Raw genomic sequence first — 11,273 nt, 5'->3', positions numbered from 1 at the left:
GGCGCTGGCCGGGCTGATGAAGTCGTGACAGAGCCGCGCGGCCACCAGGGCGGCGAAGTCGGGGCCGTTGACGTTCAACTCGGGAGCGTCAGCCGAGGGGGCGTTGGGCGGCGTGGGGGCGGCGGCGTCGGTCATGGCGCGATCTTTGGCGTGATTTGGGACTTTGGCAAACGCTGCCGCCGTCCTATCAGGACGCGTCATGGATCCGTTTCTCGAGCCAGGCGTCCTCGTGCGCCATCCCGACCAGCCTGACTGGGGCCTGGGCCAGGTGCAGTCGGTGATCGGCCATCGCGTGACCGTCAATTTCGAAGACGCCGGCAAGCAGACCATCGACGCGACGCGCGTCACCCTGCAGTTCGTCGGCGACGACCCCCGAGGGTCCTAGCCGAAGGCTATGACTCTCAGAACCAAAAGGAGCGGAGCATGGGCGAGCCCATGCTCTGGAGGGACCTAGATGACCATCGCGAACCTGGCCGACTACGGCCGCGACCTGGCCACGATCGTCGAGGCGGCCGCCGAGATCATCCTGCCCTTCTGGCGCACAGAGCTGGACGTGGTTCGCAAGGCCGACGAGAGCCCGGTGACCGAGGCCGACAAGGCCGGCGAGCGGCTGATCCTGGCCCGGCTGGCCGAACGCTTTCCCGAAATCCCGGCGATTTCCGAGGAGGACGCCAGCGAGTTCGGCACGCCCGAGGCCATCGGCCCGCGCTTCTTCCTGGTCGATCCGGTCGACGGCACCAAGGCCTTCGTGCGCGGCGATCCCAACTTCACGGTCAATATCGGCCTGATCGACAACGGCGTCCCCGTGGCCGGCGCGATCTGCGCCCCGGCGACCGGCGAGGTCTGGTTCACCAGCGCCGAGGGCGTGCTCAAGCGCGACGTTCCCGGCGGCGCGGAAACCCGCGTCCAGGCCAGGGTTTGGCCCGAAGGCCAGGCCCTGGCCCTGGTCAGCCACACGATGAAGGAAGAGCGGGCGACCGAGCTGGCGGCCCAGTACGGCTTCAGCTTGCGCGCCCCGATGGACAGCTCGATCAAGCTGGTGCGGATCGCCGAGGGCGCGGCCGACATCTATCCGCGCCATGGGCCGACCATGGAGTGGGACACCGCCGCCGGTCACGCCATCCTGATCGCCGCCGGCGGCCGTTTCACCACGCCCGAGGGTGAGGCCTTCAGATACGGCAAGGCCGACCAGGGCTTCCGCAACGGCTGGTTCGTGGCGCGCGGCGCCTAGGCCGTCCGGTTCAGGGCGCCGCCCAGCTCCGACGTCATCTGGTCGTTCAAGGCGCGCACGGTCGAGCTCAGCAGGCGGGCCAGCAGCACCTCGCCGGTCGAGGGAATGTCGGGCACGCCGCCGACCCCGCCCAGTTGGAACAGCTTCGGACGCCGTTGACTGGCCGCGCGCAGTTCGTCGGCGGAAAGCCGGGCGTCGCCGTCGCGATCGGCCGATCGCATCAGGTCGTCGACGGCGCCTGGATCCAGGTCTTGCGCCTTGGCCGCCGCCTTCAGTTCATCGGCCGACAGGACCCCGTCGCCGTCGCCGTCATTGCGCGCGGCGAGGGCGCCGGTCGCCTGGCTGGAATCGCCGAAGCGGTAGATCTGCGGCGCGGCCTTGAGCTTGGTGGCCAGCTCCTCGGCCGACAGCTGTCCGTCCTTGTCGGCGTCGGTCCAGCCGAACATCTCGGCGTTGACCGTCTCGGCGGGGTCCCAGACGCTCTCGCCGTCCACGATCCGGCCGGAGCGCACGCTGGGCGAGGCCACGGTCGCGTATTCCTCGGCTGACAGCGATCCGTCGCCGTCGGTGTCCGCCCGCGAAATCAGCCAGCCGGCGACGCCCGCCTCGTCCTGCACGCCCAGCAGGGTCTGGAGGTTCTTGCCGGTCAGGAGCTTGGAGGCGCCGAACTCGCCGGCGTCGAGCGCGCCGTCTCCGTTGCGGTCGAAAACCGAGACCAGGGTCTGCTTGTCGGCAAGCTTGTCCGGGTCGTTATTGCCGAGCTTGGCGATTTCCTGCGCCGTGACCTTGCCGTCCTGATCGGCGTCGAACGTCTTGAAGACCTGGTCCTTGACCGAGGCCAGGATCGCGCCGCCGGCCCTGTCCAGGGACAGCGGCAGCCCCAGGCGGGTTTCGTGGTGGAACGCCCGATAGGCCTCGGCGGCCCCGCTGCTCGCGCTGATGTCCATGAACGGCCCTCCTGTCGAGGTCCGGTCAGCAAGTTTGGCGCCAGAGGTTGTATTGGCTCCTAGGCGGCGTCTTTCGCCAGCGCCTTGCAGAAGGCCGCCGTCTCGTCGTCGGCGGGGAACATGCACTCGACCCGCAGCTCCTCCAGGGTGATGTCGCGCGAGGTGCCGAAGGTGGTCAGGGTCGAGAAGAAGGTCAGGCGCTGGTCGCCCTTGCGGAAGGTGACGGTCATCAGCGGCAGGGGCGCGGCGCCCAGCTCGCGGCGCTCCCAGCGGGCCGGCACGTCCGGATAGGCCAGGACCTCGTCCAGCAGGGCGCGGGAGAGCTTATCGGTGGCCGCCTCGTGATGCAGGTGGCTGATCAGGTCGCCGGCCACCTCCTCCCAGTTCTCGACGAAGGGCCGCATGTCGGCCGGGTCGAAGACCTGGCGCATGATGTTGCCGTGCGGCTGGACCCCGTCGCGCAGCCAGCCGAACACCCGCGCCAGGCCCTCATTGGCCATCAGCACGTCCCAATGTCGGCTGACCACGAAGGCGGGATAGGGCTCCTGCTGGGCCAGGATGAACTCGATGGCCCGCCGCATCAGGGCCATCTGCGGGTCCGACAGCGGAGTCTCGGGGTAGCCGGGCGCGTAGCCGGCGACCACTAGCAGGGCGTTGCGGTCGCGCATGGGCATGTCCAGCGCCCCGGCCAGCAGGGCGACCAGCTCGCGGCTGGGCCGGGCCTTGCCGGTCTCGACATAGCTGAGGTGGCGGGTCGAGATCCCGGCCTCCAGCGCCAGGTCCATCTGGCTCATCCGGCGAGCGCCGCGCCACTGGCGCAACAGGTCGCCCAGTGGATGATCGGCGGTGGCAGGCGCCCCCCGAGGCGGCGAGGTCATCGTGTTCATGACCTGACATTAACCGCGCCGGGCATGATCGCCATAACCTCGCAGGTCATGGAGCCGATGATCGGGCGGTTCTAGTCCTTTGCCGCATCGGGGCGCCGTGCTCCCGCCATGAGGATCGGACGATGCAAAGACGACAGTTCTTGACCGCCGCGGCGGGCCTCACCGCCCTGGTCGCGGCCGGCGCCGGCAAGGCGGAAGGCGTCCTGCCCCGCGCCGAGGACGACGCCGAGGCCGCGCGCGCCTGGAACGCCGCCCGCCGCTACCTGCCGACCAAGTTCGGCGATATCGCCTATGTCGAGCGCGGCGCCGGACCGGGCGCCCTGTTCCTGCACGGCTTCCCGCTGAACAGCTTCCAATGGCGCGGGGCCTTCGAGCGGCTGTCGGGCGATCGCCGCTGCATCGCCCCGGACTCCATGGGCCTGGGCTTCACCCAGGTGGCCGCCGGTCAGGGCGTCACGCCGTCCGACCAGGCCGACATGCTGGCGGTGTTCCTCGACACGCTGGGGATCGCCACGGTCGACCTGATCGCCAGCGACAGCGGCGGGGCCGTCGCCCAGATCTTCGTCACCCGCTTTCCGGATCGGGTTCGCACCCTGCTGCTGACCAACTGCGACGTCGAGCCCGACAGCCCGCCGCCGGCCCTGCAGCCAGTTTTGGCCCTGGCCCGCGAGGGGATCTATCCCGACCAGTGGTTGGTTCCCTGGTTCAACGATCCCAAGCTGGCCCGCTCGCCCGAGGGTTTCGGCGGCATGTGCTTCTCCGACCCCAGCCAGCCCACCGACGCGGCGATCGCGATGTATTTCGGCCCGTTGGTCGCCACCCCGGCCAGCAAGGCCCTGGTCAACGCCTACACCCTGGGCCTCGACCCCAATCCCCTGGCCGGGATCGAGGCGGCGCTGCGTCGATGCAAGGCTCCCACCCGCATCGTCTGGGGCATGGCCGACGACATCTTCGCCAAGCAGAGCCCGGACTATCTGGACGCCATCCTGCCCAACTCGCGCGGCGTGCGCCGGCTGCCCAAGGCCAAGCTGTTCTGGCCGGAGGAGTATCCGGACGTCGTGGCCGAGGAAGCGCGGAAGTTGTGGGGCGCGTGAGGGGCCAGGCTGAATAACTCCTCCCCCTGTGGCGAGGTGTCGGCGCAGCCGGCGGAGGGGGGATCGGCTGATAGCCAGGTCTAGGATCGACGACCCGACGACGCCTCCCACCGATCGCTTCGCGATCGCCTCCCCCACGGGGAGAGGGCCTACTAGTGTTTCTTCGGCTTGGCCGCGGGCTTGGCGGCCGCGGGCAACGTCACCCCCAGCGGCGCGGCCGGCGGCTTGCAGCCCAGTTGCAGACCCACGCCCTTCAGGTAGCCGCGCCGGACCGAGCCGGCCATGATCGCCGCCTGGACCTCGTTGGCGTTCTTCTCGGCGCCGCTGAGCTTGCGGACCCACGAGCGCAGCGGCGTCAGGCCGTGGACCACGGTCTCGCCGATCTCGGTGGCCGACATGCCGCTCTTGATCTGGGTGGACGGGGCGTCGAGGTCGGGCGCCAGCTCGGCGTCGAGGGCGTCGACCGCGTCGAAGATCGTCTTGCAGGTCAGGGGCGCGGGCAGGGTGTAGGTCCCGGTGCGGGCGTCGATCAGCACCTGGGGGATCTTGTCCTTCACCACGCCGACGTCCTTGAGCGGCGACTTGGCCACGGTGGCGGCGTCCTGCTCGATCTGCTGGGTCCTGGACGGCTCTGTCGTCTGGGCCAGGGCCGGACTCGCCAGCAGCAAGGTCGCGGCGACGGCGACGGCGAGGGGGGAGTGGGGAAGAGATTGGGTTGATCGCATGAACAGGCCTCCGAACATGGAAGCACTGTGGTCGTCAAACCGACGCAGGACGAGATCGTTTTTTGTCGGGAAGGTTGCATCCGCGCTTCGAGCGCCCTGGACGTCGTGGGGCGCCGCCGAACCGGGCGCCGGATATGGAAACGGCCGCTCCCTTTAGGGAAGCGGCCGTCTTGGTGGAGCTTAGCGGAGTCGAACCGCTGACCTCTTGCATGCCATGCAAGCGCTCTACCAGCTGAGCTAAAGCCCCAAGGTTTGCCAAGTTTCCCGGTGGGAAGCGTTGGTGTTCCTCAGTGTCTCCGGCGGTCCCGAGTGGGTGGCCCCCGAAGAGGCGCGGAACCTATGCCGGGAGGATTTTTGGATCAACCCTCCCGGCGTACTTTTTTCGGAAAATCTTTCGGACCGTTGTTCGATCAATTTTCCGATGGGTGCGGACGACGTCAGTCGTCGTCGCCAGCGCCCGGCAGACCTTCGATTTCGTCGTCCAGGACGTCCTCGTCGTCTTCGTCCTCGAGGAACGGAACGTCGTCGGCTTCGTCCTCGGCGAGGTCTTCGTCTTCCGAGAAATCGACGCCCAGATCGTCGGCGGCCGGGGCCGGGGCGACGGTCGGATCGGTGTCGTCGTCATCGGCTTCGACGACTTCCTCGGCGGCCGCGTCGATTTCCGGGGTCTCATCGACCTCGTCCTCGAAGCCATCCTCCTCCTTGGGAGCGGGGGCGGGCTTTTCGTCCTCGGCGTCATAGTCCGGGGTGATCGAGCGAGCGCGGACGCGGCGCGATTTCAGCGCCTCTTCGGGATCGAACGACTCGCCGCACTTCGGGCATACGGCCGGGCGGCGGCCCAGGTCGTAGAATTTCGATTGGCAGTTGGGGCAAATTTGTTTTGCGCCCAGTTCGGGATTGGCCAAGTTGGCGACCCTTTGATCCAGATGGGGAAAGCGGCGGGTCACTTGCCATGGCCGGGGGCCGCTGTCAAAAGCAATCCCCTCGTGAAAAGCGCGTGATACGGAGGCCGGTGGCGGCATGACGGCGGCTGGATTGAAGAGCACCCCCGGTGGACCCCTCCGCGGGACGGTTCGCGCGCCGGGCGACAAGTCGATTTCGCACCGGTCGATGATCCTCGGCGCGCTGGCCTCGGGGACCACCACGGTCGAGGGTCTGCTGGAGGGCGCGGACGTTCTGGCGACCGCCCAGGCCATGCGCAGCTTCGGCGCGCGGGTCGAGCAGGAGGGCGTCGGCCGCTGGCGGATCGAGGGCCAGGGCGGCTTCGTCGAACCCTCCGACGTCGTCGACTGCGGCAACGCCGGCACCGGCGTGCGGCTGATCATGGGCGCGGCGGCCGGCTTTCCGCTGTGCGCCACCTTCACCGGCGACAATTCCTTGCGCGGCCGGCCGATGAGCCGGGTGCTGGATCCGCTGGCCCGGATGGGCGCCACGTGGCTGGGCCGCGACAAGGGCCGCCTGCCGCTGACCCTGAAGGGCGGCAATCTGCGCGGCCTGTCCTACAAGCTGCCGATGGCCTCGGCCCAGGTGAAGTCGGCCGTGCTGCTGGCCGGCCTGCACGCCGAGGGCGGGGTCGAGGTGATCGAGCCCGAGGCCACCCGCGACCACACCGAGCGCATGCTGCGGGCCTTCGGGGCCGAGGTGATCGTCGAGGATCAGGACGGCGTCCGCCACATCCGCCTGCCCGCCGGCCAGAAGCTGACCGGAACCCACGTGGCGGTGCCGGGCGACCCGTCGTCGGCGGCGTTCCCGCTGGTGGCCGGCCTGATCGTCCCCGGCTCGGAAGTGACGGTCGAGGGCGTGATGCTCAACGAACTGCGCACCGGCCTGTTCACGACGCTGCAGGAAATGGGCGCGGACCTGGTGATCTCGAACGTCCGCGAGGCCAGCGGCGAACAGGTCGGCGACATCACCGCCCGCTACTCGCCGAACATGAAGGGCGTCGTCGTGCCGCCCGAGYGCGCCCCGGCGATGATCGACGAATATCCGATCCTGGCGGTGGCCGCGGCCTTCGCGGAGGGCTCGACCGTGATGCGCGGCATCGGCGAGATGCGCGTCAAGGAAAGCGACCGCATCGCCCTGACGGCGGCCGGCCTGAAGGCCTGCGGCGTCACCGTCGAGGAAGAGCCCGAGGGCATGACCGTGGTCGGCACGACCCGCGGTAATCATCCGGTGCGTGGCGGCGGCCTGGTGCACACCCACGGCGATCACCGCATCGCCATGAGCCACCTGATCCTCGGCATGGCCGCCCAACAGCCGGTCGAGATCGACGAACCCGGCATGATCGCCACCAGCTTCCCCGGTTTCGCCGACATGATGCGCGGCCTGGGCGGCGATCTGGTCGAGGCTTGATCATGGGCTTCATGATCGCCGTCGACGGTCCGGCCGCCTCGGGCAAGGGCACGATCGCCTCGCGCCTGGCCGCGCTCTACGGTTACCCGCTGCTCGACTCCGGCCTGCTCTATCGCGGGGTGGGGGTGAAGGTCGCCGACAGCGGCGGCGATCTGGACGACGTGAACGCGGCGACGGCGGCGGCGCTGGCCCTGGAGCCCGCCGAGCTTGAGCGGCCCGAGCTGCGCACCCGGGCCGCCGGCGAGCTGGCCAGCCGCGTGGCGGTGCATACGCCGGTCCGCCAGGCCCTGCGCGAGTTCCAGCTGCGGTTCGCGGCCCAGGAGCCCGGCGCGGTGATCGACGGCCGCGACATCGGCACCGTCATCGCCCCCGACGCTCCAGCCAAGCTCTACGTCACCGCCTCGGCCCAGATCCGCGCCGACCGTCGCTGGAAGCAACTGGTCGGGCAGGGTGAGGGCGTCAGCTACGACGAAATCCTGGCCGATATCCTCAAGCGGGACGAACGCGACGGCGGCCGCGCGGATTCGCCCATGACCCAGGCTCCCGACGCCGTCTTGCTTGATACGTCGGAAATGACTATAGACCAGGCCTTCGATGCGGCCCGCCGCATCGTCGAGACGGCGCGCGCCCGGTGGGGAAACCCCAAGGGCTAATCCACCGCCCGCCTCGCCGCCGCTCAGGACGCGGTGGATCGCATCAAAAACCCACATCACCCGGAATCCCGAGAACCGTCATTCGACGGCGCTCGTCACAGGGCTTCCCACAACACGAGACTAAACATCAGCATGGCTGACGATATGAGCTTCAACCCGACGCGCGACGATTTCGAAGCGCTGCTGAACGATTCCATGGGCGGCCGCGACTTCGCGGAAGGCACCGTCGTCAAGGGCATCGTTGTCGGGATCGAGAAGGACTTCGCGATCATCGACGTCGGTCTGAAGACCGAAGGTCGCGTTCCCCAGAAGGAATTCGGCGTCGACGAAACCGGCAAGCCCACCATCAAGGTCGGCGACTCGGTCGAAGTCTTCCTGGAACGCCTGGAAAACGCCCTGGGCGAAGCGGTCATCAGCCGCGAAAAGGCCAAGCGCGAAGAAGCCTGGACCCGTCTGGAAGGCGTTTACGCCAAGAACGAACCCGTGCTCGGCGCCATCGTCGGTCGCGTCAAGGGCGGCTTCACCGTCGACCTGGGCGGCGCCTCGGCGTTCCTGCCCGGCTCGCAAGTCGACATCCGCCCCGTGCGCGACGTCGGCCCGCTCATGGGCAAGGAACAGCCCTTCGCCATCCTCAAGATGGACCGTCCGCGCGGCAACATCGTCGTCTCGCGCCGCGCCATCCTGGAAGAAGCCCGCGCCGAGCAGCGCACCGAACTGGTGTCGCAGCTGCAAGAGGGTGAAATCCGCGAAGGCGTCGTCAAGAACATCACCGACTACGGTGCGTTCGTTGACCTGGGCGGCATCGACGGCCTCCTGCACGTCACCGACATGAGCTGGAAGCGCGTCAACCACCCGTCGCAAGTCCTGGCCGTCGGCGACACCGTCAAGGTGCAGATCGTCAAGATCAACCCGGACACCCAGCGCATCAGCCTCGGCATGAAGCAGCTGCAGTCGGATCCGTGGGATGGTGTCGAAGCCAAGTACCCGGTCGGCGCCAAGTTCACGGGCCGCATCACCAACATCACCGATTACGGCGCGTTTGTTGAGCTGGAAGCCGGCGTTGAAGGCCTGGTCCACGTCTCGGAAATGTCCTGGACCAAGAAGAACGTCCACCCCGGCAAGATCGTCTCGACCTCGCAAGAAGTCGACGTGGTCGTGCTGGACGTCGATCCGTCCAAGCGCCGCGTTTCGCTGGGCCTGAAGCAGGCTCTGGCCAACCCGTGGGATTCGTTCCTCGAAACCCATCCGGTCGGCTCGACCGTCGAAGGCGAAGTCAAGAACGCGACCGAATTTGGTCTGTTCATCGGCCTCGACAACGACATCGACGGCATGGTGCACCTGTCGGACATCGACTGGAGCGCGTCGGGCGAAGAAGCCATGGCTCGCTACAAGAAGGGCGACATCGTCAAGGCGAAGGTCCTGGACGTCGACGTCGAGAAGGAACGCATCTCGCTGGGCATCAAGCAGCTGGGCGGCGATCCGATGTCGGGCGACACCTACCGCAAGAACCAGACCGTGACCGTCACGGTGACGGAAGTCACCACCGGCGGCATCGAAGTTCGCTTCGGTGAAGACGACGCCCTGATGACCGCCTTCATCCGCAAGTCGGACCTGTCGCGCGACCGTCAAGAACAGCGCCCCGAGCGCTTCGCTGTGGGTGACCGCATCGACGCTCAGATCGTCAACATCGACAAGGCGGCTCGCCGCGTTTCGATGTCGATCAAGTCGCTGGAAATGGCCGAAGAGAAGGAAGCCATCGAGCAGTTCGGCTCGTCGGACTCCGGCGCTTCGCTGGGCGACATCCTCGGCGCCGCCCTGCGCGAGCGGGCCACCAAGGACTAAGCCTTCGCCTCACCGCGAAAGCTAAAAAGGAACGGCGGCCGGAGCGATCCGGCCGCCGTTTTCTTTTGTCCGGAAGCTTGCTACGACTGCCTAAGGTTGTGACTTGGCGTGCAGGCGCCGCGTGGCTTTGGGGGCGTTCGCATGCTGAAATCCTTGGCGGTCGCGGCCGCGATCCTCGCAGGGGGCGCTTTCGGCGCGGGTCAGGCCAAGGCCGACGAGAAGCCGATCTACGCCCCGCCCGCCAAATGGGTGCAAGCGGCTCCGATCCCGGCGGCCTCCGACGACGGCCAACCGCCGCCGGCCATCCAGATGCTGCTGGACGACAACCAGGCCTTCGCCGACGCCCAGGGCATCACCTATTACAATCGCCGGGTCGTGCGCATCGCCAAGCCCGAGGGGCTGGCGGGGTCGGGCTCGCGGTCAATGACCTGGGATCCGGCGCGCGAGCGGCTCACCCTGCACGGCCTGACCATCGTGCGGAACGGCCAGACGATCGACCTGCTCAAGGGCGGCAAGGACGTGCTGGTCCTGCGGCGCGAGAAGAACATGGAGCGGGCCATGCTGGACGGGCGGATGACCGCCAGTCTCCAGCTCAACGACCTGCAGGTCGGCGACGTCGTCGACTGGTCCTACAGCCTGCAGCACAGCGAGCCGCTGTTCGGCGGGGCCAGCAACGATTCCGAGCGCATGGGCTGGGCGGGGGTCGCGTCGCGCTATCGCGTGCGGCTGCTGTGGCCCGACGGCGTGCCGATGACCTGGAAGGCGACGGCGGGCTATCCGGCGCCCAAGGTCTCGATGACCGGCAAGACCCACGAACTGACGGTCGACGTCGCCAACGTCACCGCGCCCCGGCCGCCGATCGGCGCCCCGGCCCGCTTCCAGCGCGTGGGCCAGCTGGAAGCCTCGACCTTCCGCGACTGGAACGAGATCTCGGCCCGGATGGCGCCGCTGTTCACCGAGGCCTCGACCCTGTCGGCCGGGTCGCCGCTGAAGGCCGAAGCGGCCGCGATCGTCGCCGCCAGCGCCGATCCCAAGATCAGGGCCTTCGCCGCGCTCCAGCTGGTCGAGGAGAAGACGCGCTACCTGTTCCTCGGCATGGGCGACGGCGGCTATCGCCCCACGCCGGCCGACCTGACCTGGTCGCGGCGGTTCGGCGACTGCAAGGCCAAGACCGTCCTRCTTCTGGCGCTGCTGCGCGAGTTGGGCGTCCAGGCCGAGCCGGTGCTTGTGGCCACCGCGGGCGGCGACGGCCTGAATCTGCGGGTGCCCAGCGCCGCCCAGTTCAACCATGTTCTGGTGCGCGCCCATATCGACGGCGCTGACTACTGGCTGGACGGCACGCGCACCGGGGATCGCGGCGGGCTTCAGACCCTGCGGCCGCCCGGCTTCCGCTGGGGCCTGCCCATCCAGGCGGGCGGGGCCGGCCTGATCGAGATCGCGCAGCCGCCCTTGGCGGTTCCGGACAGCGATATCGTCATGCACATCGACGCGTCGGCGGGGCTGGACGCACCGGCTCCGACTCGGATGACCATGATCCTGCGC

At 68.5% G+C, this 11,273-nt stretch carries 11 protein-coding genes and 1 tRNA gene; 7 read left to right on the top strand and 5 right to left on the bottom strand.

Translation table 11 applies throughout. The annotated features are described in order from the left end of the window. Positions 1-199 precede the first annotated feature (199 nt). Both AC1DZ6_RS09265 and cysQ read left to right on the top strand, forming a co-directional pair. Complete coding sequence (locus AC1DZ6_RS09265; RefSeq protein ID WP_477096900.1) at positions 200-385, top strand: DUF3553 domain-containing protein; 186 nt, start codon at positions 200-202, stop codon at positions 383-385. A gap of 69 nt (positions 386-454) precedes the next feature. Next, positions 455-1,231, top strand: a complete 777-nt coding sequence (gene cysQ / locus AC1DZ6_RS09260) for a 3'(2'),5'-bisphosphate nucleotidase CysQ (protein WP_477096899.1) — start codon at positions 455-457, stop codon at positions 1,229-1,231. Here the strand turns inward: cysQ and AC1DZ6_RS09255 are convergent. Further along, positions 1,228-2,178: an EF-hand domain-containing protein gene (locus AC1DZ6_RS09255; protein ID WP_477096898.1), complete on the bottom strand. Its 951-nt coding sequence runs from the start codon at positions 2,176-2,178 to the stop codon at positions 1,228-1,230. The genes cysQ and AC1DZ6_RS09255 overlap by 4 nt on opposite strands. Positions 2,179-2,237: 59 nt before the next feature. Continuing rightward, positions 2,238-3,065: a helix-turn-helix domain-containing protein gene (locus tag AC1DZ6_RS09250; RefSeq protein WP_477096897.1), complete on the bottom strand. Its 828-nt coding sequence runs from the start codon at positions 3,063-3,065 to the stop codon at positions 2,238-2,240. A 122-nt stretch (positions 3,066-3,187) separates the two neighbouring features. Between AC1DZ6_RS09250 and AC1DZ6_RS09245 the strand changes: the two genes are divergently transcribed. Continuing rightward, positions 3,188-4,159 carry an alpha/beta fold hydrolase gene (locus AC1DZ6_RS09245; RefSeq protein WP_477096896.1) on the top strand — a complete coding sequence of 324 codons (972 nt, stop codon included), beginning with the start codon at positions 3,188-3,190 and terminating at the stop codon, positions 4,157-4,159. 152 nt (positions 4,160-4,311) lie between these two features. Here the strand turns inward: AC1DZ6_RS09245 and AC1DZ6_RS09240 are convergent, their stop codons facing one another. The 3 genes from AC1DZ6_RS09240 to AC1DZ6_RS09230 form a co-directional block, all read right to left on the bottom strand. Next, entirely contained in the window at positions 4,312-4,884 is a 573-nt protein-coding gene (locus AC1DZ6_RS09240) for a hypothetical protein (RefSeq protein ID WP_477096895.1), read from the bottom strand. A 171-nt stretch (positions 4,885-5,055) separates the two neighbouring features. Further along, positions 5,056-5,131, bottom strand: a tRNA-Ala gene (locus tag AC1DZ6_RS09235). A 190-nt stretch (positions 5,132-5,321) separates the two neighbouring features. Then, complete coding sequence (locus AC1DZ6_RS09230) at positions 5,322-5,789, bottom strand: TIGR02300 family protein (RefSeq protein WP_477096894.1); 468 nt, start codon at positions 5,787-5,789, stop codon at positions 5,322-5,324. 115 nt (positions 5,790-5,904) lie between these two features. On the opposite strand from AC1DZ6_RS09230, the gene aroA reads away from it, so the two are divergent. From aroA to AC1DZ6_RS09210, 4 genes are all read left to right on the top strand, one after another. Then, on the top strand, positions 5,905-7,236 hold the full coding sequence (gene aroA, locus AC1DZ6_RS09225; RefSeq protein WP_477096893.1) for a 3-phosphoshikimate 1-carboxyvinyltransferase: 1,332 nt from the start codon (positions 5,905-5,907) through the stop codon (positions 7,234-7,236). Between the two features lie 2 nt (positions 7,237-7,238). Beyond that, a complete protein-coding gene (gene cmk / locus AC1DZ6_RS09220; RefSeq protein WP_477096892.1) occupies positions 7,239-7,889 on the top strand; it encodes a (d)CMP kinase in 651 nt (216 codons plus the stop codon). A 132-nt stretch (positions 7,890-8,021) separates the two neighbouring features. Further along, on the top strand, positions 8,022-9,731 hold the full coding sequence (gene rpsA / locus AC1DZ6_RS09215) for a 30S ribosomal protein S1 (protein WP_477096891.1): 1,710 nt from the start codon (positions 8,022-8,024) through the stop codon (positions 9,729-9,731). Positions 9,732-9,872: 141 nt separating this feature from the next. After that, positions 9,873-11,273, top strand: a 1,401-nt coding sequence (locus AC1DZ6_RS09210; RefSeq protein WP_477096890.1) for a DUF3857 domain-containing protein, incomplete at its 3' end; no start/stop codon positions are given.

Source organism: Caulobacter sp. P1_B12_2 (genome assembly GCF_056406675.1).
The sequence above is the reverse complement of the archived record's forward strand: the minus strand, read 5'-3'. Positions and strand labels throughout refer to the sequence as shown.

Excerpts from the sequence above, each read along its gene's own strand:
- AC1DZ6_RS09265 (WP_477096900.1), top strand. The coding sequence starts at position 200 with ATGGATCCGTTTCTCGAGCCAGGCGTCCTCGTGCGCCATCCCGACCAG.
- AC1DZ6_RS09245 (WP_477096896.1), top strand. The coding sequence starts at position 3,188 with ATGCAAAGACGACAGTTCTTGACCGCCGCGGCGGGCCTCACCGCCCTG.
- AC1DZ6_RS09250 (WP_477096897.1), bottom strand. The coding sequence starts at position 3,065 with ATGAACACGATGACCTCGCCGCCTCGGGGGGCGCCTGCCACCGCCGAT.
- AC1DZ6_RS09255 (WP_477096898.1), bottom strand. The coding sequence starts at position 2,178 with ATGGACATCAGCGCGAGCAGCGGGGCCGCCGAGGCCTATCGGGCGTTC.
- rpsA (WP_477096891.1), top strand. The coding sequence starts at position 8,022 with ATGGCTGACGATATGAGCTTCAACCCGACGCGCGACGATTTCGAAGCG.
- cmk (WP_477096892.1), top strand. The coding sequence starts at position 7,239 with ATGGGCTTCATGATCGCCGTCGACGGTCCGGCCGCCTCGGGCAAGGGC.
- cysQ (WP_477096899.1), top strand. The coding sequence starts at position 455 with ATGACCATCGCGAACCTGGCCGACTACGGCCGCGACCTGGCCACGATC.
- AC1DZ6_RS09240 (WP_477096895.1), bottom strand. The coding sequence starts at position 4,884 with ATGCGATCAACCCAATCTCTTCCCCACTCCCCCCTCGCCGTCGCCGTC.